This window comes from Shewanella hanedai, assembly GCF_007197645.1.
Taxonomy (GTDB): domain Bacteria; phylum Pseudomonadota; class Gammaproteobacteria; order Enterobacterales; family Shewanellaceae; genus Shewanella; species Shewanella hanedai.
Window position 1 is genome coordinate 123,766 of record NZ_VKGK01000002.1, and the last position, 26,309, is coordinate 150,074.

At 43.8% G+C, this 26,309-nt stretch carries 31 protein-coding genes; 17 read left to right on the top strand and 14 right to left on the bottom strand.

Annotation, left to right across the window (positions count from 1 at the left end; translation table 11 throughout):
• Positions 1-11 precede the first annotated feature (11 nt).
• The 4 genes from FN961_RS02420 to zapE form a co-directional block, all read right to left on the bottom strand.
• Positions 12-200 carry a DUF2065 domain-containing protein gene (locus FN961_RS02420; RefSeq protein ID WP_143562949.1) on the bottom strand — a complete coding sequence of 63 codons (189 nt, stop codon included), beginning with the start codon at positions 198-200 and terminating at the stop codon, positions 12-14.
• Positions 201-334: 134 nt separating this feature from the next.
• On the bottom strand, positions 335-727 hold the full coding sequence (rpsI, locus tag FN961_RS02425) for a 30S ribosomal protein S9 (protein ID WP_143562950.1): 393 nt from the start codon (positions 725-727) through the stop codon (positions 335-337).
• Positions 728-741: 14 nt separating this feature from the next.
• Positions 742-1,173 (bottom strand): 50S ribosomal protein L13, encoded by a 432-nt coding sequence (rplM, locus tag FN961_RS02430; RefSeq protein WP_013049718.1) that lies wholly within the window; start codon positions 1,171-1,173, stop codon positions 742-744.
• A gap of 261 nt (positions 1,174-1,434) precedes the next feature.
• Positions 1,435-2,541 carry a cell division protein ZapE gene (gene zapE / locus FN961_RS02435; protein WP_143562951.1) on the bottom strand — a complete coding sequence of 369 codons (1,107 nt, stop codon included), beginning with the start codon at positions 2,539-2,541 and terminating at the stop codon, positions 1,435-1,437.
• 114 nt (positions 2,542-2,655) lie between these two features.
• Between zapE and FN961_RS02440 the strand changes: the two genes are divergently transcribed.
• From FN961_RS02440 to degS, 3 genes are all read left to right on the top strand, one after another.
• Positions 2,656-3,054, top strand: a complete 399-nt coding sequence (locus FN961_RS02440; RefSeq protein ID WP_143562952.1) for a ZapG family protein — start codon at positions 2,656-2,658, stop codon at positions 3,052-3,054.
• A gap of 148 nt (positions 3,055-3,202) precedes the next feature.
• Entirely contained in the window at positions 3,203-4,555 is a 1,353-nt protein-coding gene (gene degQ / locus FN961_RS02445) for a Do family serine endopeptidase DegQ (protein ID WP_143562953.1), read from the top strand.
• A gap of 105 nt (positions 4,556-4,660) precedes the next feature.
• The gene (degS, locus tag FN961_RS02450; RefSeq protein WP_143562954.1) at positions 4,661-5,755 is read left to right on the top strand and encodes an outer membrane-stress sensor serine endopeptidase DegS; all 1,095 of its coding nucleotides are present in this window, start codon (positions 4,661-4,663) and stop codon (positions 5,753-5,755) included.
• Positions 5,756-5,826: 71 nt separating this feature from the next.
• On the opposite strand, the gene murA is transcribed toward degS, so the two are convergent.
• From murA to FN961_RS02485, 7 genes are read right to left on the bottom strand one after another with little or no spacing between them, the layout of a single operon-like run.
• Positions 5,827-7,086 (bottom strand): UDP-N-acetylglucosamine 1-carboxyvinyltransferase, encoded by a 1,260-nt coding sequence (gene murA, locus FN961_RS02455; protein ID WP_143562955.1) that lies wholly within the window; start codon positions 7,084-7,086, stop codon positions 5,827-5,829.
• 13 nt (positions 7,087-7,099) lie between these two features.
• The gene (locus FN961_RS02460; protein ID WP_143562956.1) at positions 7,100-7,390 is read right to left on the bottom strand and encodes a BolA family protein; all 291 of its coding nucleotides are present in this window, start codon (positions 7,388-7,390) and stop codon (positions 7,100-7,102) included.
• A gap of 4 nt (positions 7,391-7,394) precedes the next feature.
• Complete coding sequence (locus tag FN961_RS02465) at positions 7,395-7,697, bottom strand: STAS domain-containing protein (RefSeq protein WP_143562957.1); 303 nt, start codon at positions 7,695-7,697, stop codon at positions 7,395-7,397.
• Positions 7,698-8,357 carry an MlaC/ttg2D family ABC transporter substrate-binding protein gene (locus tag FN961_RS02470; RefSeq protein WP_143562958.1) on the bottom strand — a complete coding sequence of 220 codons (660 nt, stop codon included), beginning with the start codon at positions 8,355-8,357 and terminating at the stop codon, positions 7,698-7,700.
• A 3-nt stretch (positions 8,358-8,360) separates the two neighbouring features.
• Positions 8,361-8,831, bottom strand: a complete 471-nt coding sequence (mlaD, locus tag FN961_RS02475) for an outer membrane lipid asymmetry maintenance protein MlaD (RefSeq protein WP_143562959.1) — start codon at positions 8,829-8,831, stop codon at positions 8,361-8,363.
• A gap of 56 nt (positions 8,832-8,887) precedes the next feature.
• The gene (mlaE, locus tag FN961_RS02480) at positions 8,888-9,670 is read right to left on the bottom strand and encodes a lipid asymmetry maintenance ABC transporter permease subunit MlaE (protein ID WP_143562960.1); all 783 of its coding nucleotides are present in this window, start codon (positions 9,668-9,670) and stop codon (positions 8,888-8,890) included.
• Positions 9,671-9,730: 60 nt separating this feature from the next.
• Positions 9,731-10,546, bottom strand: coding sequence for an ATP-binding cassette domain-containing protein (locus tag FN961_RS02485; RefSeq protein WP_143563138.1), 816 nt, complete (start codon positions 10,544-10,546; stop codon positions 9,731-9,733).
• A 186-nt stretch (positions 10,547-10,732) separates the two neighbouring features.
• Between FN961_RS02485 and FN961_RS02490 the strand changes: the two genes are divergently transcribed.
• The 12 genes from FN961_RS02490 to mgtE all read left to right on the top strand — a co-directional run bounded on the left by FN961_RS02490 (position 10,733) and on the right by mgtE (position 20,452).
• Positions 10,733-11,692 carry a calcium/sodium antiporter gene (locus FN961_RS02490; protein ID WP_143562961.1) on the top strand — a complete coding sequence of 320 codons (960 nt, stop codon included), beginning with the start codon at positions 10,733-10,735 and terminating at the stop codon, positions 11,690-11,692.
• Between the two features lie 87 nt (positions 11,693-11,779).
• Complete coding sequence (locus tag FN961_RS02495; protein WP_143562962.1) at positions 11,780-12,757, top strand: KpsF/GutQ family sugar-phosphate isomerase; 978 nt, start codon at positions 11,780-11,782, stop codon at positions 12,755-12,757.
• 124 nt (positions 12,758-12,881) lie between these two features.
• On the top strand, positions 12,882-13,433 hold the full coding sequence (gene kdsC / locus FN961_RS02500; protein WP_143562963.1) for a 3-deoxy-manno-octulosonate-8-phosphatase KdsC: 552 nt from the start codon (positions 12,882-12,884) through the stop codon (positions 13,431-13,433).
• Positions 13,430-13,987, top strand: a complete 558-nt coding sequence (lptC, locus tag FN961_RS02505; protein ID WP_143562964.1) for an LPS export ABC transporter periplasmic protein LptC — start codon at positions 13,430-13,432, stop codon at positions 13,985-13,987. Before kdsC ends, lptC begins: the two co-directional genes overlap by 4 nt.
• Before the next feature lie 79 nt (positions 13,988-14,066).
• Positions 14,067-14,669 carry a lipopolysaccharide transport periplasmic protein LptA gene (lptA, locus tag FN961_RS02510; protein WP_143562965.1) on the top strand — a complete coding sequence of 201 codons (603 nt, stop codon included), beginning with the start codon at positions 14,067-14,069 and terminating at the stop codon, positions 14,667-14,669.
• Positions 14,666-15,397, top strand: a complete 732-nt coding sequence (gene lptB, locus FN961_RS02515) for an LPS export ABC transporter ATP-binding protein (RefSeq protein WP_143562966.1) — start codon at positions 14,666-14,668, stop codon at positions 15,395-15,397. The genes lptA and lptB overlap by 4 nt, the downstream gene beginning before the upstream one ends.
• A 152-nt stretch (positions 15,398-15,549) precedes the next feature.
• Complete coding sequence (locus tag FN961_RS02520) at positions 15,550-17,031, top strand: RNA polymerase factor sigma-54 (RefSeq protein ID WP_143562967.1); 1,482 nt, start codon at positions 15,550-15,552, stop codon at positions 17,029-17,031.
• Positions 17,032-17,166: 135 nt separating this feature from the next.
• Complete coding sequence (gene hpf, locus FN961_RS02525; protein WP_143562968.1) at positions 17,167-17,454, top strand: ribosome hibernation promoting factor; 288 nt, start codon at positions 17,167-17,169, stop codon at positions 17,452-17,454.
• A gap of 2 nt (positions 17,455-17,456) precedes the next feature.
• On the top strand, positions 17,457-17,900 hold the full coding sequence (gene ptsN, locus FN961_RS02530) for a PTS IIA-like nitrogen regulatory protein PtsN (protein ID WP_143562969.1): 444 nt from the start codon (positions 17,457-17,459) through the stop codon (positions 17,898-17,900).
• Entirely contained in the window at positions 17,897-18,739 is an 843-nt protein-coding gene (gene rapZ, locus FN961_RS02535) for an RNase adapter RapZ (protein WP_143562970.1), read from the top strand. The genes ptsN and rapZ overlap by 4 nt, the downstream gene beginning before the upstream one ends.
• Positions 18,732-19,007 carry an HPr family phosphocarrier protein gene (locus FN961_RS02540; RefSeq protein ID WP_143562971.1) on the top strand — a complete coding sequence of 92 codons (276 nt, stop codon included), beginning with the start codon at positions 18,732-18,734 and terminating at the stop codon, positions 19,005-19,007. Before rapZ ends, FN961_RS02540 begins: the two co-directional genes overlap by 8 nt.
• A gap of 80 nt (positions 19,008-19,087) precedes the next feature.
• On the top strand, positions 19,088-20,452 hold the full coding sequence (mgtE, locus tag FN961_RS02545; RefSeq protein ID WP_143562972.1) for a magnesium transporter: 1,365 nt from the start codon (positions 19,088-19,090) through the stop codon (positions 20,450-20,452).
• A gap of 49 nt (positions 20,453-20,501) precedes the next feature.
• Here mgtE and FN961_RS02550 read toward each other — a convergent pair whose 3' ends face one another.
• Positions 20,502-21,308 (bottom strand): molybdate ABC transporter substrate-binding protein, encoded by an 807-nt coding sequence (locus FN961_RS02550; RefSeq protein ID WP_143562973.1) that lies wholly within the window; start codon positions 21,306-21,308, stop codon positions 20,502-20,504.
• Positions 21,309-21,507: 199 nt separating this feature from the next.
• A complete protein-coding gene (locus tag FN961_RS02555; protein WP_143562974.1) occupies positions 21,508-22,182 on the bottom strand; it encodes a YiaD family glycine zipper/OmpA-like lipoprotein in 675 nt (224 codons plus the stop codon).
• Positions 22,183-22,404: 222 nt separating this feature from the next.
• On the opposite strand from FN961_RS02555, the gene FN961_RS02560 reads away from it, so the two are divergent.
• Together FN961_RS02560 and FN961_RS02565 are read left to right on the top strand one after the other, a co-directional pair.
• Positions 22,405-23,088, top strand: a complete 684-nt coding sequence (locus FN961_RS02560; RefSeq protein WP_143562975.1) for a response regulator transcription factor — start codon at positions 22,405-22,407, stop codon at positions 23,086-23,088.
• A 2-nt stretch (positions 23,089-23,090) separates the two neighbouring features.
• A complete protein-coding gene (locus FN961_RS02565; RefSeq protein ID WP_143562976.1) occupies positions 23,091-24,377 on the top strand; it encodes a sensor histidine kinase in 1,287 nt (428 codons plus the stop codon).
• Between the two features lie 121 nt (positions 24,378-24,498).
• Here the strand turns inward: FN961_RS02565 and FN961_RS02570 are convergent, their stop codons facing one another.
• On the bottom strand, positions 24,499-26,040 hold the full coding sequence (locus FN961_RS02570; protein WP_143562977.1) for an FG-GAP repeat domain-containing protein: 1,542 nt from the start codon (positions 26,038-26,040) through the stop codon (positions 24,499-24,501).
• Between the last annotated feature and the right edge of the window lie 269 nt (positions 26,041-26,309).

The following is a 26,309-nucleotide window of genomic DNA, read 5'->3' on the forward strand; positions in this document are numbered from 1 at the left end:
AGGCAAGTCATTTATGAAAAAATAATCAACAAAACCACACCAGCGGTTACTAAACCACCACCTAAACGTTGCAGAAGCTGCTGATTTTGATTCGAAATATCTTTCAAATATGCTCTCCAACGATTAGGAAACAAAAGCGGCCCAATCCCTTCAATAATAAGCACGATCCCTAGTGCAAGCATGATTAACTGGAAAGACATAATAGTGAGTTCCTAATAGTAAACAATCTGTATCGACTTTTGCATATTTTAGCCAAAACCATTCAGAATGATATAAATTTCAGGCAATAAAAAACCCAGCATAAGCTGGGTTTTTTGTATTCTGAAAGCGAAAATTAACGCTTAGAGAACTGTGGCTTACGACGTGCTTTACGTAGACCAACTTTCTTACGCTCAACTTTACGAGCATCACGGGTAACGAAACCAGCAGCACGTAGAGATGGACGTAGTGACTCATCAAGTTCCATCAACGCACGGGTAATACCGTGACGTATTGCGCCTGCTTGGCCAGTGTTACCACCGCCCTTTACAGTAACAACGATGTCTAACTTGTCAGTCATTTCAACTAGCTCAAGTGGCTGACGAACAACCATACGAGAAGTTTCACGACCGAAATATTGATCAAGAGGAAGCTTGTTAACAATAATGTTACCAGTTCCTACTTTCGCAAATACGCGAGCTGTAGATGTTTTGCGACGGCCTGTGCCGTAGTACTGAGTTGCAGCCATTAGCTTAATCCCGTTTAGATATCAAGAACTTGAGGTTGTTGTGCAGCGTGGTTATGTTCTGTACCAGCGTAAACTTTAAGTTTACGGAACATGGCACGTCCTAAAGGACCTTTAGGTAACATACCCTTAACCGCTTTCTCGATGATCATTTCAGGCTTATGAGCTTGCAACTTTTCAAAAGTGATTTGCTTAATACCACCAATGAAACCCGAATGCGAGTAGTACACTTTGCCTTTCGCTTTATTACCAGTAACAGTAACTTTCTCAGCGTTAATAACGATGATGTAGTCACCGGTGTCAACATGAGGCGTATACTCTGGCTTGTGCTTACCACGTAGACGTGATGCAATTTCAGTAGCGATACGACCCAAAGTTTTACCTTCAGCGTCGACGACGAACCACTCGCGAGTGACTGTCTCTGGTGTAGCAGTAAAAGTAGTCTTCATTTTACAAAAACCCAATGTTAAAATTCTGTCTCAAATGCTCTATCAATTATTTGATAAAACACAAATAGTGCCATTCCCCGCCCCTTCGAGCAAAGAATTAGGCTTTACAACTTCCATCATATAGACGGAGTAACGAGGGCAGGTGGCGGATTATAGACAAAGCTGAGCTAAAAATCACCTAATTTTTACAATGTAGGTAATTTAAATCGATCTTTACCGTTATCTCATTCATAACAGTGGTCAACAGCCCCGTTTTTAATGTTACGGAAGGTGCTCTAAAGCGAGGTAATCATGGGACTGCATCTCCGTTAACCGTGAACGACAGCGTCTGAATTCAAAGGTCAATAAACCTTGGATATAGATATCTTCAAGGGAGACTTCAGCAGAGAGGATTAGCTTAACATTACGTTCATAAAACTCATCCACCATCGCCAAAAACCGGCGTGAAATATCATCCCCAGTCAGCTTATCTCCCATCTGCTCTACGCCGCTGAGTAACACCGTATGGTAGAGACACGCCAGTTCCATATAATCGCGCTGACTTCTGGGGCCATCACACAAATCTCTGAAATTAATCAGCAACACGCCCTGAGCTTGTTGTCTAATGGCAATATTACGTCCATCAATATCGATTTCGGCCGTTGAAACTTCTGACTCTGGTGCTAATTTTTCAAAATAACTAAGCAGGTTTTTATCAGCCTGAGTATCAAGGGGGAAATGATAAATCTCCGCTTGTTCTAAGGTACGTAATCGGTAATCGATACCTGAATCAACATTTAACACTTGGCAGTTTTTATTAATTAATTCAATCGCTGGCAAAAATCGAGCGCGCTGCAAGCCATTGCGATATAACTCATCGGGAATGATATTAGAGGTTGCGACTAACGCGACTCCCTCTTTAAATAATGCTTGAAATAAGGTGCCCAGTAACATGGCATCGGTAATGTCCGAAACAAAAAATTCATCAAAGCAGATGACCTGATATTTTTCTGACATCTGTTTAGCAATAACAAGCAGCGGGTCTCTTTGCCCCTTTAAATTATCGAGGTCGAGATGCACTTGATGCATAAAACGATGAAAGTGAGCCCTGAGTTTTTTATCTCCAGGGAGTGAATCATAGAAGGTATCCATCAGATAGGTTTTACCACGCCCAACCCCTCCCCACAGATACAAGCCTTGAACGGTTTGCGCCTTGGCACCGAGAAAAGAGAAAAACTTACTCAGACCTGCAGGTTTACTATTTAGATGTTGGATCTCATCAAAAACCCGTTGCAGACTTTTTACTGCTTGCTCTTGCGCCGGATCAGGGGAAAAATCATCACGGGTGAGGTCTTGCTGGTAATGTTGCCAAGGCGTTAGATGGGGCACGTCTAATGATCTCTTCTATCTTAAAAATTCGTCTAAATGGTATCATGCCAAGAATCACCAATGTTAATATTGTTTCAATCATCAGTTTCGATGAAAAATACAGAGGATTCATCTATGGAATGGCCGTTAGTTGTTGCCACTTTTATATTAGGTATCGTTTTAGGTTATGTGATCAGATCTATTTTTGCCAAGAATACTGAGTCAAATGGCAAAGATGAAGTACTGGAACAAACGCGTTTAGAGCTGAGTCAGCATAAACAAGAAGTCACCGACCATTTTGAAGATCATTATCAGCAACTTGCTGAGCTTACTGAGCAGCTCAATAAGGTCAACAAGCAGTGGAATGAAGCCGCTAACACATTAGCACCCAAAAACAGTCTTAAGCCTTTGGCCACTTTTGGTGCCAATAAGGCCGAAGAGACAAAGCAAGACGCCAACGCACTAGACGATAAAGAGCACCTGCTAGACGAACAAGAGACTGACAGCATCATTATAGTGAATCAAAATCATTAATCTTTGTTAATAAAGGTGAACTTTCATTACATTGATTAGGTCGGACTTTGTAATAATTGATCTGTGATCACTGCTTGAAAAAGCATTAATATTCTTTAATATTCCTAGGTGATCACATATCCATATCTGACATTGGAGCCATGAATTGATGAAAACGAAATTAAGCTTACTCTCAGCCGCCCTGTTAACGGTCTCTCTTACTTTGACTCCAGCCATCTCTCAAGCAGCGATCCCTATTTCTGTTAATGGCGATGCCATTCCAAGCCTCGCCCCTATGCTAGAGCGAACAACTCCAGCGGTTGTTGCTGTTGCAGTTGAAGGCACCCACGTATCTAAACAGAAAATCCCTGATGCCTTTCGTTATTTCTTTGGCCCTAATGCGCCACAAGAACAAGTTCAGGAGCGTCCTTTTCGTGGACTTGGCTCAGGTGTGATCATCGATGCTAAAAAAGGCTATATCGTCACCAACAACCATGTGATTGAAGGTGCTGATGAGATCTTGATTGGTCTTCATGACGGTCGAGAAGTTGAAGCAACCCTGATTGGTGCCGACGCTGAATCTGACATTGCACTGCTACAGATTAAGGCCAAAAACTTAGTTGCCGTAAAACGTGCTGATTCAGACGAGCTTAGAGTCGGTGATTTTGCTGTTGCTATCGGTAACCCCTTTGGTCTTGGACAAACCGTTACATCAGGTATTGTCAGTGCCATGGGCCGTAGCGGCTTAGGTATCGAGATGCTTGAGAACTTTATTCAAACCGATGCAGCGATTAACAGCGGTAACTCTGGCGGCGCCTTAGTTAATCTTAATGGCGACCTTATCGGTATCAACACTGCGATTGTCGCCCCCGGTGGCGGTAACGTGGGGATTGGTTTTGCAATTCCCGCTAATATGGTCAATAACTTAGTCGACCAAATTATTGAGCATGGTGAAGTGCGCCGCGGCGTACTCGGCGTGTCTGGTAGAGATTTAACTAACGAGCTTGCACAGGCGTTTGGACTCGATACGCAACATGGTGGTTTTGTCGATCAGGTCATGGAAGATAGTGCTGCCGATAAAGCTGGCATCAAGGCTGGTGATATCATCGTCAGTGTTAATGATCGTAAAATTAAGAGCTTCCAAGAGTTGCGTGCAAAAGTCGCCACAATGGGCGCGGGCGCTAAAGTTAAATTTGGCTTGATCCGCGATGGTGATTCAAAAACAGTATCAGCAACACTTGGCGAAGCTAGCCAAACCACTGAAACCTCAGCCGGAGCTGTACACCCAATGCTTGCAGGGGCGACACTTGAAAATGGCGATGATGGTGTCGAAATCACTGATCTTGCACAAAACTCACCCGCTGCGGCTAGCGGCTTACAAAAAGGCGACATCATTGTCGGCGTAAACCGCAATTCTATCGATGATCTCAGCGCGCTTAAAGCTAAGCTTAAAGAGCAGCAAGGTACGGTGGCACTGAAAGTACAACGCGGTAATAACAGTCTTTTCTTAGTCCTAAGATAAAACTAAAGATTGACGGTTATCACTCGATGTTAGCCGTCAATCCTCTCATGCTTATTAAGTACAATCGTGTTAATCTAATGCAAATTTTGCTTAACTCTCTCAAATATGGCTATAAAAGACACATTATTATACGTCGCTAAGGCAGTCACTTTTGGCCTTATCATGGCTGCAGTTTTTCTTTTCGTCACTCCACTGCTCACCAATAACTCTTCAGACCTCTTTTTCCAAAAACGTGGTGATAACGGTTTTGAACTCTCTTTTTCTAAAGCCGTCAGACGAGCAGCCCCAGCAGTTGTAAACATCTACAGCCTGAGTGTTAATCGCAATCAACCGCTAAATTCTGGATCGCTTCAAGGTCTGGGCTCTGGCGTCATCATGAGCAAAGAGGGTTACATCCTCACCAATTATCATGTTATCAAGCAAGCCGATGAGATTGTTGTCGCGCTACAGGATGGCCGCAAATTCACCTCTGAAGTGGTAGGTTCCGATCCGGTTACCGATCTTGCTGTACTGAAAGTTGAAGTGAAGGTTGAGGGGAATACACTCCCTATCGTGCCGGTAAACTTAGGTGCACCAGCCCAGGTCGGCGATGTCGTCTTAGCCATTGGTAATCCCTACAACTTAGGGCAAACCATTACTCAAGGCATTATCAGCGCAACGGGGCGTAATGGCTTAAGTTCTGGTTACTTAGATTTTCTACAAACTGATGCTGCCATTAATGCCGGTAATTCAGGTGGGGCGCTTATTGACACCAGCGGTCAACTTATCGGGATCAATACCGCCGCTTTTCAGGTCGGTGGTGAAGGTGGCGGTCATGGCATTAACTTCGCAATTCCAATCAAACTAGCCCATAGCATTATGGGTAAACTGATTAAAGATGGACGCGTCATACGTGGTGCGCTGGGTATAACAGGGGAACCTGTTGGACCTGTGATAGCGCAAATTCTCAACCTGCCGGATCTGGCTGGTGTGGTTATCACGGCAGTTGACCCTAACGGCCCAGCCGCAAAAGCTCAATTACAACCCCGAGATGTCATCACCAAATTTGAAGGTGAACTTGTTCCTGGTGTTGAGATGCTGATGGACAGAATTGCCGAATCAACACCTAATCAACAAGTCACAATGACCATTATCCGTAAAGGTAAGGTCTATGATGTGCCAGTGACGATAGGTGAAAATGTGGCTGAAGATGCCGAATAGTGTTTACCGCTAAAACAAAAAGCCACTAGGTCAACTAGTGGCTTTCACGTTAAATCTTAAATAAATAGTTGTTAGCTTACACGAACAACTTGTCCACCTAAGCCTTTGAACTTATCTTCGATATGTTCATAGCCACGATCAAGATGATAAATACGATCGACAATGGTTGTGCCATCGGCCACTAAGCCTGCAATAACCAAACTCGCAGAAGCTCTCAAATCCGTTGCCATCACTTGAGCACCGTTAAGTCTCTCTATGCCTTGGATGATACAAGTATTCCCTTCCAGCTCCATATTTGCGCCCATACGGATAAGCTCAGGCACATGCATAAAGCGGTTTTCGAATATGGTTTCAGTGATCGTTGAGGTTCCCTCAGCTAACACATTCAACAAACAGAACTGCGCCTGCATATCAGTCGGAAAACCTGGATAAGGTACTGTCTTTATATTGACAGCCTGAGGACGCTTACCTTGCATATCCAGCTCAATCCAATCGCTGCCCGTGGTGATCGTTGCGCCAGCATCTTCAAGCTTAGCCAGTACCGCTTCAAGGGTCGAAGGATCAGCATCAACACAACGTATTTTGCCCCGCGTTACTGCTGCTGCAATTAAGAAGCTGCCAGTCTCGATTCTGTCTGGCATCACACGGTAATGACAACCTTGCAAAGATTCCACACCCTGAATACGAATTGAGTCAGTGCCAGCACCTTCAATTTTAGCGCCCATGGCAATCAAACAATTTGCTAAATCGACCACTTCAGGCTCACGAGCAGCATTTTCAATGACCGTCTCACCTTCGGCAAGTGTGGCAGCCATCAGTAAGTTTTCAGTCGCGCCAACGCTAATCATATCCATAAAGATATGCGCGCCTTTAAGACGACCGTCAACTCGAGCCTTGATATAGCCCTCTTCGACTTCAATCTTTGCGCCCATCTGCTCTAAACCTTGAAGGTGAAGATTCACAGGACGCGCACCGATGGCACAACCACCAGGCAGCGACACATCAGCGGTACCAAAGCGAGCTAGCAAAGGACCCAAAATTAGGATCGATGCACGCATGGTTTTAACTAAGTCATAAGGCGCGCAAAAGTTATTTAGCGAGGCCGTTGAAATACGCACTTCACTGTTATCAGTGCGGGTCACTTCTGCACCAAGACAACGCAATAATTCGCAACTGGTATTCACATCTCTAAGATTGGGTACATTGCTTACAATAAAATCGGTTTCAGCTAAAACACCCGCCATTAAAATAGGCAGTGCGGCATTCTTAGCGCCCGATATTACAACATTACCGGCAAGCGCTTTGCTTGCCTCAATTTTTAATTTATCCACTTTAACTCTCAGATTACATGTTAAATACTTTTTCACGCTTCCATTGTGTCGGCGTGAAAGCATTGATCGTTAGCGCATGCAGTTCACCGCTAGTGATACGATCCATTAATGGTCCGTAAATGGTCTGCTGCTGCTTTACTCGTCCCATGCCGTCAAAACATTCACCGACGGCGACGATTTTATAATGGGTACCGGCTTGAGTCACATGAACTTCATCTAATGAAAGTGCATTCAATAACAACTGCTCGATCTCTTTAAGTTTTGCAGCTTCGTCGTTAACTTGTTCTGTTTCGTTAGAATTCATGTATCTATCTACCTTGTTTGGCTTCTTCGCTGAAGAAGAGTTCTAAATCATATAAATCAATTAGTTTTGAGAGTTGCTTTGAAGGAGAAACGAAGCTTAAGCTGCGCTTCTCAGTTCTTGCTAAACTCATCAACTCCAAAATAAAGGCGATTCCGGCACTGTCACTGTATGAGAGTGTGGAGAGATCGATGGTCTCTACGCCTTTATTTAATAGTGAGTGTCTCTGTTGCCACAGTGCTGGCACTTCTGCTTGGGACAAGCGCCCGCTAATCTGACACACTGCGCCTTGCTGAATAAAATCGACCATTTAAGCCTGCTTATCCGACGCACGCTGGATTGACGTTTTAGTGCGTTCCTCAAGTTCAGTGATCACCGTTTCAATTCCTTTTTGACGGATCAAGTTCGAAATCTCTGCACTTTTCGATGCCAGTAAGCTTACGCCCTCTGCCACAAGATCAAACGCCTTCCAGCTACCGTCTTTAAGACGACGAACTCTGAATTGAAGTTTAATCGGTGGTCGACCCACATCGACAATCTGTACGTCCACATTAACCATTTTCTCTTTACTGAAATCCGCTGCTCGAGCAAAACTCACCTTTTGATCGGTGTACTCAGTAAATGCCTGCGCATAAGTCGAGATTAGGTAACCTTTAAACGCTTCAACAAACCGTTTACGTTGATCTTTACTTGTCTGCTTTAAATACGTTCCCATCACCTTGTAAGAGGCATATTTCGTATCGATATAAGGCATCAACTCATCCGATACTATCACCTTAAGGTGGTCAGGATTGGTCTCAATAATGGCAATATCATGATGAAATCTGTCAAAGGTATTATTGGCAACGGTTTCCACCATAGCATAGGGATCCATGCTGTTCACTTCAGACTCTTCGCTATGTGCTGACACACTGACAGCCACGAATGCGAGTGAAACGGCGAGCTTGTATATACAATTAAACATTCTCATTCATTAATCCTTTGATGATGCACTATATAAAAATTGGCCAATCAACTCCTCTAACACAAGTGCAGAGTGAGTATCATCGATGCGGTCACCATCGACTAGCATGGCGATATCGTCGTCGATAAAGCCAGGAGTAAGGCCTAAAAACTGTTCCCCTAATAAACCTGATGTCAAAATTGAAAGACTACTGGTTTCAGGAAACTGATTAAACTGCTTATCCATAGCAAGTTTAACCACAGGGACTAGCTCAGCAGGATCAAGGGTTATCTCACTCACTCGCCCCACAACAACGCCACCCACTTTTACCGGTGAACGCACCTTCAGCCCGCCAATATTACTGAATTTTGCGTATAGAGTGTAATTACTGCTATTCGATTTAACTTCGACATTCGCAACATTAAACACCAAGACTAAAAATGCAGCTAAGCCTGATAAAATAAACAAGCCCACCAATAATTCGATTTTACGCGTCAACATACTTTTATTTCCACTCTATGTTTGAATACCATCGTGCTGATACTCATGTTCATCCATTAACGACCAAACATCAGTGCTGTAAGCAAGAAGTCCAACGCCAACACAGCCAAACTAGACTGTACAACCGTTTGCGTCGTTGCTTTGCTTATCCCCTCAGGGTTTGGTATCACTTGATAGCCACGATACAGGGCAATCCAAGTGACTACGACAGCAAATACGATACTCTTAATTAAACAGTTGACGATATCTTGTCGCCACTCAACTGATGCCTGCAAAATAGACCAGAAACTGCCACTATCTATGCCCTTCCATTCAACCCCGACAATATGCCCGCCATATATCCCCACCGCAGTGAAGATAAGTGCTAGCAAGGGTAAACTCACCACACCAGCCCAAAAACGCGGTGCAATGATCTGTCTTAGCGGATCAATGGCCATCATCTCTAAACTAGACAGCTGCTCAGTACTTTTCATCAAACCAATTTCGGCGGTGAGTGCAGAGCCCGCGCGTCCCGCAAATAAAAGTGCCGTCACCACCGGTCCTAGTTCGCGAAGCAAACTGAGCGCAACCATAGGTCCTAAGCTCTCTTCAGTACCGAAGCCAACAAGAATATTATACCCTTGTAATGCCAGAACCATGCCGATAAAAAGCCCTGAGACAAATATCAGCACCATAGATTGCACGCCAACAACGTATAATTGCTTAACGAACAAAGAGAAATCTTTTGCTCTTGGTTTACGGGCAATGGCTCCCCATAACATTAAACCTGCACGGCCAAGGCCCATGATCAGTTCAATGCCCGACCGCCCCAAGTTTGCGACTTTATCTAGCAAACTCATTTTTTACCCCACACAGGGCATTGCCTGAATGTGGCTGAACATAGATTCAATATCATCATCTTATCCAAGCAAATCCTTTTGATAATCTTGAGCTGGAAAATGAAAAGGCACAGGCCCATCAGGCTCGCCACCAATAAACTGCTTTAACTGCTCAATTTCAGACGCTTTCAGCTCAGCAGGTGTTCCCTGGGCTATCACCCGTTTATCAGCCATCACATACACATAATCAGCAATGCTGAGCACCTCCTGCACATCGTGTGATATCACGACTGAGGTCAGTTGTAATGCATCAGACAGCTCACGAATTAGCTTAACTAAAACCCCCATTGAGATAGGATCTTGCCCTGCAAAAGGTTCATCGTACATCACCATTTCAGGTTCAAGAGCAATAGCCCTTGCTAATGCAACTCTGCGCTGCATGCCACCAGAGAGTTCATTAGGCATCATCTTTGCTGCACCGCGCAAGCCCACCGCCTCAAGCTTCATTAAGACAATACGCTTAATAATCATTTCCGGTAGACCTGAATGTTCCCGCAAGGCAAATGCGACATTATCGAACACGTTCATGTCAGTAAAAAGTGCCCCACTTTGGAACAGCATGCTCATGCGCTTACGCAATTCGAACAACTCTTCTCGGCGACACTTATTCACATCGACATCATCAAATAACACTTTGCCGGTATCGGGTGTCAGTTGCCCGCCCATTAACTTAAGCAAAGTGGTTTTTCCGATGCCACTGGGACCCATAATAGCCGTGACCTTCCCTCTAGGAATAGACAGGCTAACGTCATCAAAAATTACATGTTCACCACGGCTAAAACTCAAATTGTGGATTTCAACCAATGGTTTTGGCTCAGTTATCACCTTGTGCTCCATCATGTCTCCATTCCACTTAAAGTGAGTTAACTGTCCAATTCAACAGCCTAACGAAAGAAAAAGAGACAAATTGTACGTAATTGACCTATTAGGCACAACTGAATCAACACTATCTTGTCGCAATACTTTCAATTTTGCTCAATTCCAGCGAAAATGTGCATCTGACTCTTTTACTGAAGTTAATTGATGCTATTTAATATTTTCATGCTTATCGCTGGATTAATCGCGCTAGTTTGGAGCGCTGACAAATTCGTCTACGGTGCTGCTGCTTTTGCAAGAAATCTTGGTCTTCCTCCTATGTTAATCGGATTAACCATTGTCGCCATGGGCAGTTCAGCGCCTGAAATGTTCGTCGCAGCGACCGCTTCAATGGAAGGAATGACAGATACAGCCATTGGAAATGTTTTAGGATCTAACGTCGCAAATATCACGCTAATTTTAGGTCTCACGGCACTGCTGGGCGCCATCGCCGTCAGCTCGCAAACCTTAAAACGTGAAATCCCTCTAATGATCATTGCCACCGCAATCGCAGGCTACTTCCTGCATGATGGCATGCTGACCCGTATAGAAGGATTTATGTTGTTGGGACTCTTCTTTATGCTGATGGGCTACTTTATCTGGCATGCTGTCACCAATAAAAAACAACATGTGCAAGATGATGAAGACGACAGTGAGGTGCCAAAAGGTGTGCCCACATCCAAAGCCATAATGTGGTTAGTTGTCGGCATCGTCCTTCTGCCTCTGTCTGCAGATTGGATGGTGCAGGGCGCCGTTGGTATCGCAAAAGCCTACCATTTGTCTGACTTAGTGATAGGGTTAACCATTATTGCCATCGGTACCAGTCTTCCTGAACTTGCCGCATGTGTTGCGGGTGTGCTCAAAAAAGAGGATGATCTGGCAATTGGCAATATTGTAGGCTCAAACCTATTTAATATTTTAGCTGTATTGGCCATTCCGGGGATTATCGCCCCAGGTGTCGTTGATGCAGCAGCCAGTACCCGTGACTTTTACATGGTGCTGGCAACTAGCAGCGCGCTGGCAGTATTTATATTGTTAAGCGGTCGAGCGAGATCCTTAAAGCGCTGGCATGGTGTGGTATTACTCTGCACCTTTATCGCATATCAGTTAGTCCTGTTTCAGGTTTAACTAAATCGATTTTTGGTAAAATAAGCTGACATATTTTATTAAGCTTAACCTAAACATAGATAGCCTTGAACAAATAGAGAGATCAAGATGGTAGATGTAACTCAACTTCGCCAATGGGGTAGAAATGTTATCGACATCGAGCGTAATGCACTCGATAACCTATACCAATATGTCGACTCTGATGAGTTCTCCCAAGCCTGTAAGCTCATCCTTAATTGCACTGGCAAAGTCATTGTTATGGGCATGGGAAAATCAGGACATATCGGCAATAAAATTTCGGCAACATTGGCCAGCACTGGAACACCCGCTTTCTTTGTTCACCCAGGTGAAGCAAGCCATGGTGACCTAGGTGTGCTAAGTGAAAATGATATTATCTTGGCCATCTCAAATTCAGGTGAGGCCCATGAAATACTCACATTAATGCCGGTCATTAAACGTATGGGACTGCCATTTATCGCCTGTACTGGAAACCCAGACTCCAACATGGCCAAGTTATCTGTGGTGCATCTGTGTATAGAGGTACCAGAAGAAGCCTGCCCTCTAGGCTTAGCCCCTACATCTAGCACAACAGCAACATTAGTCATGGGCGATGCTTTGGCAGTTGCACTTTTGCAAGCAAGAGGCTTCACCAAAGATGATTTTGCCCTCTCCCATCCGGGTGGAAGCTTAGGACGAAAGTTACTGCTCAAGGTGAGTGATGTCATGCATAAAGGCAAAGAGTTGCCCTCAGTTGAGCATGATATCTGTATTACAGAAGCCCTCTATGAGATCTCTAAAAAGAGTCTAGGTATGACGGCGGTTGTCGATGGTGATAACAAGCTAGTGGGCATCTTTACCGATGGTGATTTAAGGCGTGTTATCGATAGCGAAGTTAACCTGCGCACAACCTCTATCAGTGATGTAATGTCTAAAGGCTGTATCACAGTGTCTGCTGATATCTTAGCGGCGGCAGCATTGAAAGTGATGGAAGATAAAGACATCAATGGCTTGATCGTGATCGATGCTGAGCAGCATCCTATCGGGGCGTTAAACATGCTCGATATGGTCAAGGCCGGCGTGATTTAGTGCAGCTAGTTTAATAGAGCATTAGCTCTTTCTTTACGAATACAAGCCAGCTTAATAAAATGGCAAAGCGACTTTATCGATGCAATGAATATGCTAGATATGGCGATAATGGAGATTCTTTAATATGTCACACCAAGGTTTTTACGGCCCTATAGAGGATGATGTTTGGCAGAAGGCCAGCAAAATCAAACTGCTCATTTGTGACGTTGATGGGGTATTTTCCGACGGTTTAGTCTATATGAGTAATACTGGCGATGAGCTAAAAACCTTTCACACCCGTGACGGTTATGGGGTTAGATCTCTGCTCACCAGTAATATTCCAGTGGCTATTATAACGGGTAGAAAGTCAAAAATAGTCGAAGACCGCATGACTGCACTGGGGATCACTCATATTTATCAAGGTGTCGATAACAAACTGGTTCCTTATCAAGAACTGCTGACTCTATATCAGGTAAGCCCTGAAGAGGTCGCCTATATCGGTGATGATATGGTCGACTTGCCCGTGATGAAGCAAGTGGGATTATCAGTGTGCGTCGCTGACGGCCACCCTTATGTAAAACAAGGTGCCGATTTTGTCACCCATATTAAAGGCGGCCATGGCGCCCTGCGTGAATTAACCGATTTACTGTTGCTTAGCCAAAATAAATTTGAGACAGCTCATGGAATGAGTATATGAATAGAGTCACCCTCGCCATTGTCATCTTTTTTGGCACAGCCCTAGCGCTCTACTGGCAGGTGCAATCTAAGCGTGGAGAAACAGAATTAACCGTTGATGTTAGTTCCCGCCCTGATTACATTGCAGATAACCTCAAAAGTGTTGAGTATAATGAGCTTGGCTTGGTGAACAGCCGTGTGAGTGCTAAACACATGGAACACTATGAAGAAGATAATATGACTTACTTCACCGATCCTATCTATCTAGTGTACCCTGAACAAGGTCAGGCACAATGGCAGCTGCAATCGACGAAGGGCACCATGAATAAAGGTTCGGGAAAAGTGATACTCGAGAACAATGTTATTATCAAGGCCATAGACTCACAAGAACCGATTCAATCAATAGAAACCAGTTATCTCGAATTAGATCTCAATACGATGATCATGACGTCAGATAAGGATATCTACATTACTGGTAGCGATTTTCTTATTCAAGGGGTTGGCTTGTATGCCGACCTCAACGCTGAAAGCGTTAAATTGACCAGCCAAGTACAAGGCACATATTCAACACACTAATTTAGCATTATCTAGGCAATAAATAGACGCGTTCTAGATGATTAGCATTGACAAATGTTCAGTCAAACTGAAGGGATATATGAAGCATAATACCGGTATCATCACAGTTTTCCTCTGCCTGTTCAGCTTTAACAGCTTAGCAAAAGTGGATGATTTAAAACAAGAAGTAAAAATTTCCGCTGCGAGTCAAGAAGCCGATATTAAAAATAACCAGATCATCTTTAATGGCCCAGTTGAAGTGACTCAAGGTTCTGTAAAAATAAACGCCGATAAGCTCAGAGCTTATACCAAAGAGGGAGCCGGTGGCCGAATTTTAGTGGCAACAGGTAACCCTGCGACTTATTCACAGATAATGGAAGATGGTCGTCTAGCGAGTGCCAGTGCAAAAGAGATCCTCTATGAGCTATCTAAGCGCACTTTGATTTTGAAAGGCAATGCAACACTCGAGCAAGACGGTAGTCAGGTCACTGGCGATCAAATACGCTATAACATCGCCAAACAGCAACTCATCGCTGAGAGTTCAGGTAATGATCGTGTTATCACTATTATTCAACCTGAAAATTATCAGGAAGATAGTAAGTCTGACACAAAGACAGAGCCTTCAAAATCTCCGTCTGAAGTACAAGATGAACAGCCAAAGACACAAGAAGATCCTGCATTAAAAGCTCAGGAGATCAAATGAGTTCTTTGACATTAAAGGCGGTAAATTTAGCCAAAAGCTATAAAAGTCGTGCTGTAGTACAAGACGTCAGCTTAACCGTCAAAACAGGCCAGATTGTTGGCTTGTTAGGTCCTAATGGTGCCGGAAAAACCACAACTTTTTATATGGTCGTAGGTTTAGTGCAAAGCGATAAAGGTCGTATCTTTATCGACGATGATGATCTGACACTCGATCCTATGCATTTGCGTGCCCGTAAAGGCATTGGATACTTGCCACAAGAAGCGAGTATCTTCAGAAAATTGTCGGTCAGAGACAATATCATGGCGGTACTGCAAACCCGAGATGAGCTAGATAACAATGAACGGGAAGAGCAGTTAGAGCACCTACTGGAAGAGTTTCATATTACTCACATTCGAGATAGCCAAGGTATGTCGCTATCTGGTGGTGAACGTCGACGCGTAGAGATCGCTAGAGCCCTAGCCGCAAATCCTAAGTTTATCCTACTCGATGAGCCTTTTGCTGGTGTCGATCCTATCTCCGTAATCGACATTAAGAAAATTATCTTACAGTTAAAAAGTCGAGGCCTAGGTGTGCTCATTACTGACCATAACGTGCGGGAAACATTAGACGTTTGTGAGCATGCTTATATCGTAAGCCATGGAAACCTAATTGCCGAAGGAACACCCGCGGAAATCTTAGACAATCAGCAAGTACGAGCTGTGTACTTAGGTGAACAATTCAAGCTATAGTTAATTTAGGGAATAGATTCCCCCCCTAGAAAATAGATATGATATATCGTTATTGGTCATTCTAATGAAGTGAATTTAGGAAGCAAAGACTTCCAAAAATAACTCCTGCAGGCTTTCTCATTTTATAAGTACAATGAAGGGAATAGCAGTACATGAAAGCGTCACTCCAGCTCAAAATGGGTCAGCACTTAACCATGACTCCCCAGCTCCAGCAGGCCATACGCCTGTTGCAGCTCTCGTCACTGGAACTGCAACAAGAGATCCAACAAGCATTAGATTCCAATCCACTACTTGAATTGGATGAAGAGCAGGTCGATGTCACAGCTGAGATGACTAATCCCAAGAGTAATGATGAAACTGATTTTAGTGCTTCACCTGAAGCCTCTGCCGATAAAGATAACTCGACACTGGAAACGTCCGAAGCCTTAGCACAAGATTCAATGCCTGAAGATCTGCCTATGGATACCACCTGGGACGAACTCTATACGGCAAGCCCAAATTCCAGTTCAGGGGCCATGCGAGACGACGATCTCCCCTACCAAGGTGAAACCAGCGAAGGTTTATACGAACACCTTGAGTGGCAAAAAAACTTAACCCCATTTTCAGATAATGATCTCGCTATCGCCACCGCCATTATTGATGCTATCGATGAGCGTGGTTACCTCACACAAAATACCGACGATATCTTGGAAGCCATGGGCGATCCCGAAATTGAACTTGATGAGGTAGAAGCAGTACTCAAACGCATCCAGCATTTTGATCCTATTGGCGTTGCCTCCCGAGATCTCAGTGAATGCCTCTTTATTCAGCTTGCACAGTACGCAGACACCACTCCTCATATTGACAATGCCAGACTCTTAATTAAAGAACATTTGGATCTTATCGCCGGCCGTGACTTCCGCCTCTTAATGCGAAAAACCAAACTAAAAGAAGATGAGTTAAAGCAAGCCATAGAGTTGATCCAAACTTTAAACCCTCGTCCAGGATTACTCATTACTCCAAACCGTGATGAATATGTGATCCCCGATGTCACAGTGACCAAGAAAAAAGGTCGTTGGATAGTTGAACTCAACCCAGACTATTTGCCAAAAATTAATGTAAACCAACATTATGCATCCATGGCTCGCAGTACTAAGAGTCAAGCTGACAGCCAGTTTATTCGTGGGCATTTGCAAGAAGCTAAATGGTTTATCAAAAGTTTAGAGAGTCGAAGTGATACGCTACTTAAGGTGTCGAACTGCATTGTTAAGTTCCAGCAAGGTTTCTTCGAATACGGCGAAGAAGCGATGAAGCCTATGGTGCTAAATGATATCGCTGAAGAGGTCGAAATGCATGAATCGACCATTTCACGCGTCACCACCCAAAAGTACATGCACACGCCAAGAGGCATATTTGAGCTGAAGTATTTCTTCTCAAGTCATGTGGGTACCGACGACGGTGGCGAATGTTCATCAACCGCAATTCGCGCTTTTATTAAAAAACTTGTCGCCGCAGAAAACCAACAGAAACCGTTAAGTGACAGTAAGATGGCGCTACTTTTAGCCGAACAGGGCATTAAAGTCGCAAGGCGAACCATAGCCAAGTACCGTGAAGCCTTGCTAATACCACCATCAAACCAAAGAAAGAGCTTGTAGAATATTGTTGAAAACGTAGGTATTTATGTGTTGAGGTTAATCATTGTGGCATGAGTCTGATGCCTAAATATGCAATGTAAACCTCTAATCGACGAACGTGTTTATTAACACAATCGAACCCGGAGGAGTATTTCTATGCAAATTAACGTAACAGGTCATCATATCGAAATCACAACATCTCTTCGCCAATATGTTGAAGAAAAGTTTTCAAAGCTTGAACGACATTTCGATCAGATCAATAATGTGCACGTTATTTTAAATGTTCAGAAAATGCAGCAGATAGCAGAAGCGAAATTACACCTAGCAGGTGGTGACGTTTTTGCTATGTCGGAACGCACTGACATGTATGCCGCAATCGACTCCCTGATTGACAAGCTCGACCGTCAGGTAATTAAACATAAAGAGAAGCAACTAAAACACTAATAATGGAATTAAGCACCATCCTGCAGCCGGAATGTACAACTTGCGCCACTCCGGGCAGTAAGAAAAAGGTACTGGAACTTATCAGCGATCTAGCCGCTGTCCAGTACCCAAGCCTTTCCTCTCAAGAGATTTTTGAAAGTCTTTTAGCCAGAGAGAAAATGGGCAGCACAGGTATAGGTAACGGCATAGCTATTCCACATGGAAGGTTAGCCAATATTAGTCAACCCGTTGCAGTACTCATAAAGTGCGAGGAGCCAATTCCTTTCGACTCAATTGATAAACAGCCGGTAGATATACTATTTGCACTATTAGTTCCAGCTGATCAATGTGAGCAGCACTTAAGCACCTTATCTGCCATGGCAGAGAAGCTTAATGACAAACTAATTTTGAAGCAGTTACGAAAAACACAAGATGAGTCAGAACTTTACCAGGTGATAACGCAATGAAACTTGTTATGGTATCCGGTCGATCCGGGTCGGGGAAATCTGTTGCCCTACGGGTATTAGAAGATCTAGGATACTATTGTGTCGACAACTTACCTCTACCACTGATGGACACATTACTTGAGCAGCTCAAAGGCAGCACAGAGCTTGTCGCTATCAGTGTCGATGTTCGTAATATGCATGAGACCGAGTTAGAGAAACAACTTTCGCATCTGCCTGAAGGGACTGAACTATTGAGTTTTTTCCTAAATTCAAGCGATGAAGTTCTACTCAAACGTTACAGTGAAACCCGTCGTCTTCACCCGCTATCAAGAAGTAAAACCTCACTCAAAGAGGCGATAGATCTTGAAAGAGTGCTACTAGAGCCCGTCTCTAAACTTGTCGACCATTATATTGATACCTCAAACCTGAATATTTACGATCTCAGTAATCAAGTCAGAGAGATCTTATTAGGCAGCGTCGATAAAGAGTTAGTCATTAACTTCGAATCTTTTGGGTTCAAATATGGCATGCCCGCAGAAGCTGACTTTATGTTTGATGTCAGATTCTTACCCAATCCTCATTGGGAACCGGAACTCAGACCGATGACAGGCCTTGATGAACCTGTGCAACTTTTCCTGAGCCAACAGCCCACGGTTAATAAGTTTATCTGGCAAATTGAGAACCTATTAGAAACCTGGTTGCCGCATTTAGAGCGAAACAATCGCAGTTATCTCACCATTGCTATTGGGTGTACTGGCGGCCAGCATCGTTCAGTCTACGTCACTGAGCAGTTAGCTAAACTCTTTAGTCAAAGCAAACATACAGTTCAAGCTCGCCACCGTGAATTAATCAATGACTAAACTCGAACGCCAAGTTACCATCTGTAATAAGCTTGGCCTCCACGCCCGTGCTGCAACGAAACTTGCAATACTCGCCTCGGAGTTCGATGCCCAAGTCACCATCATACAAGGTGATAAAAAAGCCTCTGCAGCGAGTGTATTAGGCTTATTAATGTTAGAAACCGGCATAGGTAAAACCATTACCTTACTCGGAGAAGGTCAAGACGCAAAAGCAGCACTTGATGCTATTTGTGCCCTAGTTGACGCCAAATTTGATGAAGCTAGCTAAACCTCACCACTAAAGATCTCAGCAAAACACCGTAAATCTGTATTTAGCCCTAAATATAGACAGTTCAGAGGGGCCCGGCTATGCCAATTGAAGTATTAGATAATGCGCTTACCGATCAACGATTAAATCAGCTCACTCAAGCCCTAGGTAGCGGCATGTTTGTCCATGTCAGAAATATGCTCCATGATATGGCAGCCTCGGACATTGCTTTTATTCTCGAATCGTCCCCTCCCAGAACACGTCAGGTTTTATGGCAGTTAATCGATCAAGATCAAACCGGTGAGATCCTCGATGAACTAGGTGAAGAACTCAAAGATAACCTGATAAAACAGATGAGTCCTGAGCGCGTTGCAAAAGCAGCCGCCCGCATGGACACAGATGACCTCGCGTATATCTTACGTAGCCTGCCAGACAGTGTGTTTAAACAAGTTTTGAACTCCATGAGCAGTCAAGACAGAGTCAGAGTTGAACAAGCACTCTCGTATCCTGATGATACCGCAGGCAGTATCATGAATACCGATACTGTCACGCTACGACCCGATGTTAACATCGATGTGATCCTACGGTATTTAAGGATCAGAGGTAAACTGCCTGAAGCCACTGACACTTTATATGTGGTTGATAAACATGATCGGTTACTCGGTGGTGTAGAGCTTGCGGATCTGCTGACTTGCGATCCTAATTCATCTATTCGAGCTATTATGGATGCCAAGCTAGAAGGTATTCCTGTCGGCATGTCTGATAACGAAGTGGCTCAACTGTTTGAACGACATGACTGGATATCCGCACCGGTTATCGGCGATGACAACCAACTTCTTGGCCGTATTACCATCGATGATGTGGTTGACGTTATTAGGGAAAATGCCGAACATTCCATGATGGGAATGGCAGGTATGGATGATGACGCAGATACCTTCGGTCCAGTCTTAAAAAGTACGCTTCAGCGCTCACTTTGGCTGACCATCAACCTATTTGCCGCATTATTAGCAGCTTCTGTCAGTAATATGTTCGAAGGGACAATCGAGCAGTTCGCGACCATTGCTATTTTGATGACAATCGTCCCAAGTATGGGCGGTGTAGCAGGCAATCAAACCTTAGCCTTGGTGATACGTGGTCTCGCCTTAGGTCAGATAGGTAAAAGTAACTCTCGCTGGCTTATCGGTAAAGAGTTGGCGATTGGTTTCCTCAACGGCATCCTCTGGTCAGTGCTTGTCTTTATCGCTATCTGGCTCTGGAAAGATGATATTGCGTTAGGCGCACTCATTGGCGGCGCCATGTTAATCAACATGACTGTTGCAGGGCTTGCTGGCGCCTGTATTCCTTTACTGCTTAAAAAGATGAAAATCGATCCGGCTCTCGCAGGTGGCATGGTACTCACGACGGTCACTGATATTATTGGTCTGTTTGCCTTCCTAGGTTTAGCGACCATATTCCTGCTTAATTAAATTACGATTACTAAGCTAAAAGGGAGCCAGCGGCTCCCTTTTTTCAATTTTAGAGTAGCGGGGCATCGAAGCCATACTTAGCCAAAATTGTTTGCCCCTCGTGTGACAAAATATACATGGCTAACTCAGCTGACTCATCCTGAGCATTATCTAGCACCATTAACCCATAATTAGCCCCCACTGACAGTGAGTCTGGAATGGCCAGAATCTGCAACGATGGCAGCTCTTTTTGTGCCAATACGGCATTAGTGCAATAAGTTAAAAAGATATCAGCTCGGTTATTTTCCATCACCCAAGCGTAAGGGTTTCTTCCTTTAGGTGCTTGAGCTGAATCAGCGCCTCCGGTCAGTTGCAATGCCTTACTCTCTAAACGTGCTTGAGCACCCGGTACCAAGGTCTCAGCCTTAGCAAACAACTTCCACGCATAATCCCCCGCCGGATCAGCTTTAGGCGTCGACGTGCCTAACCGAATCTTATTGTTGAGTATGGTATTAAGCAGATCTGAACTAGACACCTCAATCTCTGGCTGCGCCATCGCGCACAGCTTATTACGAGCAAACATCACCACGGGTCCGCCTTTATTCGCCTGTTTGAGTGCGTTGGGGTGTTTCATGTTTGCAGAAGCATAAAGGTCTACCCTCTCTCCGGCTTCAATACGTTTACGCAATAACCCTGAAGGTGCGTACTGAGCATGAATCTGTTCTCCCCCTTGTTGAGCATAAGATTCAACAATCTCGTTCATCGCCTTTTTCAAGCTTCCCGCCGCCCTGAGTTCAATCGTACCTGGCTGCTCAATTTCCGCCGCGGTTAACATCAAAGGTGACAACAGCACCAAACTAACAATCCATCTATTCATTCCATTTACCTTACTCTCTTTAATTATGGCCACATCAAGCCATAACCCGCATAGGGCAACAAGTGCATCTGAGATGAACTTTGGTAAAGTGAGAATCAGATCGCGTGCTTTTATTCAGGTGAAGACAAAATGTCGCATTTTCAAGACACAAAAAAGCTGCCATAAGGCAGCTTCTAATAATCACAATACATGATCTATTTTAAGAGAGTGGACTCAAAATAATTTCCACACGACGATTCTGTGCTCGTCCTTCTTTATTCGCATTAGATGCAATAGGTTGGGCTTCACCCATACCGTTAGATTTTACTCTGGCATACTTCACTTTTTGAGACACTAGATAATCGGCCACTTCAACAGCACGAACCTTAGACAGCCTCAAATTGTAAGACTCAGAACCTGAGCTATCTGTGTAACCAAGTACATTTAATCGTGTCTTATCATATTCTTTAGCGACAAGCGCCACGCTGTTCAGCACATTCTTTGCCGCTGGACTCAAATCGGTCTGATCGACACCGAATGTCACCTCATTAGGCATATTCAATACGATATTGTCGCCACTGCGGGTAACACTCACACCCGTCGATTGAAGCTGTTTTCTTAACTCAGCTTCTTGAGTATCCATGTAGTAACCGATACCACCACCTAGCGCAGCACCAGATGCGGCACCAATCAATGCACCTTTACCTCGATCGCTTTTACTTGATGAAACAACACCAATCGCCGCACCAGCGATAGCGCCAATGATCGCTCCGTTGGTCGCTTTGGCATTTTGTGATTCATTACTATAAGGATTGGTTGTTTGGCAGCCAGACAGCGCGACAAGTGAACAGGCTAACATTGCTTTTACAGCAAATGAGGTTTTCAAGTTTTTCATGTTTACTCCAAGCTAGCATAGAACAGAAATAAGCAATTAATTCCGTTCAGATAATACCAACTTATAACGAATAGAAAATGGTTCAACCATTAAAGGCTGAAGCATTGTCGCACATACCAGCGGCAGATCAATCAAGAATAAAACACCACATGAATTTCGACAAAACGTTCACAGAACCATGTAATAATACCGATTAATATAATGCATAAACCTGAGAATCAAATGCCTCGTACAAAACTGCTAGTTATCGAAGACAATGCTGATGTTGCCGGTATATTAGCGGACTACTTTGATGCACAAGGCGCTGACGTCGACTTTGCCACCAATGGCGAGTTGGGTTATCAATTAGCGATAAAAGAAAGCTTCGACGTGATTATCTTAGATGTCATGCTTCCTAAAATGGATGGGTTAACCTTAGCCAAAAAACTCAGAGAAGTAGGCTGTGCCACTCCCATCATCATGTTGACCGCACTGGACGATAAAAACGATCTTCTCAGTGGATTCTCATCCGGTGCTGATGACTATTTAGCTAAACCTTTTGATCTTGATGTGCTTAATGCCCGTGTGACAGCACTGCTGAATAGGCACAGAGGTAATGTCGCTATCAGCTCTTTACGCTATGGTCCTTTGGAATTAAATACCGCGGAGCATCAGTTATACCGCTCAGGTCACAAGATAGCCTTGACTCCTATCGGCTATCAAATTTTGCAGATGTTGATCAAACGGGCACCCAACTTGGTCAAACGAGAAGAGATCATCGATGAACTATGGGGCGACACGCCGCCCAGTAATGACATATTGCGCAGTCATATGTATCAGTTACGAAGCCAAGTGGATAAGCCGTTCGATGCACCAATATTAGTCACTATTCCCAAAATAGGCTTTAAGCTAGAGCTGCAGGACTAACGATGCCGCTAATAAACGCTGACCAACGATCCGCGAATACACTGACACAAAAACTCAGTGTCTATTTTGCTTCAATAGCCATTCTTGTTGCTGCGTTATTATTTATTTTTAGCCAAACAGTACTTTACTGGCTAGAAGATGAATTAAACAGAAGGATCCTAGAGCAGAGTGCCACCCCAGCAATGGTGCAATTTATCAAAGGAGAAACCCCGCCTCTAATCATTGCCAACAATATCACCGCTTACAACAACCCTGACGAGCTCCCCAGCAAGTACAAATATTTATCTAATTATCCTTTGGGTTTCCTCGATGAGATCTCTCATGACGGCAAGGATGAACTCTTTATTTACCGCACCGAGTATCTTCATCATGACAAGATCATCCCTTTGCTGCTCATCATGGATGCAGAGCAAGCAGAGCTTTCAGAAAGCGAGTGGCGCAACATTAATCTCATCTCTATTCTGGTCATGTTCCTGCTTTTCATTCTATTTGGCTATGCGATCGCTAAACTCACAAGCCGCTTAATCACCCCGATCAAACAATTGAGTAAACAGCTTAAATCAGACAAGGCAGGACTCCCATTTACCGTGTCCTCAAGCTCTGTCACTGAATTTAAAGAGCTGGCCTCTAGCCTTAACTATTATCGCTCCCAAAACGAATTACTCATCCGCCAAGAGCAAGCATTTGCAAAATATGCTAGCCATGAATTAAGAACCCCACTAACAATTATTCAAGGCGCGACAAAACTGCTTGAATTGGAAGGCAACGCGACCTTTAATAACAGACAAAGGACAAGGATAGCCAAAGCCACCACAGACATGAATCACACCATCGAAGCGCTATTAAGCCTAGTTAAACATGAACGGGAAAACGACAGCCACATTAGTCGGATATTGCAGCGGGCAGAGATAGAGCAAACGATTGAATATCTTCAACCATTAGCAGACTCAAAATCAATCACGATTGAACTCATTGTTGTCGCAGAGCCAAAGATCCACCCCAACATCGCCGTGGTGCGGATGTTGCTGAGCAATTTACTGCAAAATTCAATCAACGCCAGTGATTCAGGGGTGATCACAATAGAAGTTCAAGCTAACTGCATACAAGTCATCGATGAGGGACGCGGACTCAATGACACTGAGCAAAGTAAAGATGGTCATGGCTTGGGATTACTTATTGTCGATGCGATCTGCGATCGTTATGCATGGAAACTGTCTTTATTACCGGGGAGTAAATCGGGTTGTATTGCCAAACTCGATTTCCCGAGTTGTCATGAGATTGTCCATTAAGTGTTGAAAGATCATCTGAGCGATGAGGAAATAGCGCATAACTGCACATGATAAAGCGGCAGTATCATGAGCAAAAGCCATCGTTAACTATGGCTATAACTCAATAACACTGCCCACAAGCTTACTCTGACATGATCACTTTAAACTGATTTAACAATGTTTCGTCATCTTGGCGACCATATTTAATCAAAATATCATCTTTCCCGTCCTCGTTAAGATCAGCAATCGACAGCATATCGCCCTCTTTAGGAAGACTCACCTTTAACTTCTCTCCTCGCTTGCTGATTAAGGTTCTACTCGATTCACCTAAGAACACCTCTAAGTTATCATCCCCATCAGACAAGAGCAGATCTTGTCGCTTATCGCCATTAAAATCAGCCAGCTTAATCACAGGTTGACCACTCTCACCCGATGTTAGACTAAAACTAAGCTCCACATCTTTAGACATATTCGGCTTCTCTTTAAAACGTCTATTCTCATCCATTCTAAATAGATAGACATCTTGATCTATGCTGCCAGAGATTAACGCACCAATAATTTGAGAAAGGCCGATATCAAAACCTGACACCATCACCTCTAGTTTTTCATCGTTATCAATATCGATAAACTCAAATCCAGTTAACGTCCCCTCAGCATGGATCACACTGTTAGGTTCAATCGGAAAGACCAATTTCCCCTCTTTGTTCTCACCAAGAAATATCTCGTAATCGTTAACTCTATCCAGCACGCCAGAGCTTTTTGTATACCTAAGCACAAGATCAGTGATCCCATCATTATCAATATCTTTGATCTCCTCAACCTTACGATATACCAATGAACTTTGATCTAAACTATCCCCAAAAGCATCTTTTTTAAGCCACCAATCCACCCCACTTATCGCTTGTCTCATCGGGTGATAATTGGCTGTTGTCGAGAAACTGCCTTCATTCGTTTGGTAGTAACTTTCTAAGGCTCCTTCCCCTATTTTTACGATATCTTTTCGCCCATCAAGGTTCATGTCGGCCAGGTATAGCTTAGATGCACTGTAATTAACGCTCTTTTCATAAACATTTACGAAAGGTTGAATAGGTAAAGATTGAGCAACAAATCCCCCCTCTTCTTGTGCAAGTAGTAAGGTAATATCCGTAAAATTAGTGATCACAACATCAGCCTGGTTATCGCCATTAAGATCTCTGACAAAGTTCCCTCGACTAATATAATCTGCCCGCGATTTAAGTGTCATCGGGGTAATGTCAGCGATTTTCTTAAAAGGTGCGGATTTATCAGTAGGCACTAACTGCAGTAAATGTTCGCTGGACTGAAAATAGACTTGATCCCTACCCCCCTCATTTTCGCTAATATCAAAAGTATGAAATGACACAGGTAACATGAATTTATTCGCTAAGCTGTATTGCATAGAGGTAGGATTTAACGTGTATACCCCCAGCCATTTCTGTTGGTTGTCATCGACGCCAAATGCCAATAACTCCTTGCCTGCATCTGGCAAAACATCAACAGGAAGTAAGGAATGAGTCAGCTTAAAGGGTGCTTGAATTACCTGTTCAGTAAACACTAAATCTTGATTATCACCCGCCGCCATAGCATTGAATGAATAACCTGCTAGCCCGACACCGCTAACCAATATAAATGCTAAATCAGTTAGCTTTCCTGTACTTTTTACCATTGACGCCAAACTCCCTTCTGGTGAATACCTACGTGATAAAAATAGGTAAGAGTCCCTAATCTATCGACTCTGACGCAAAAAGGAAGTTCAGGTTTACGCTCTGTTACAAACTAGATCGAATACACCAAGCCACTTCTTCCAAGTTAACCTCATATACTTTCAACCTAGTGCCACCGAATATGCTTTCAACCTTGCACTAATAAAGGATTGCTTATGATTAAATATACTCTCTAATGCTAAAAACATAATCTTAAACCAAGGATAAGCCC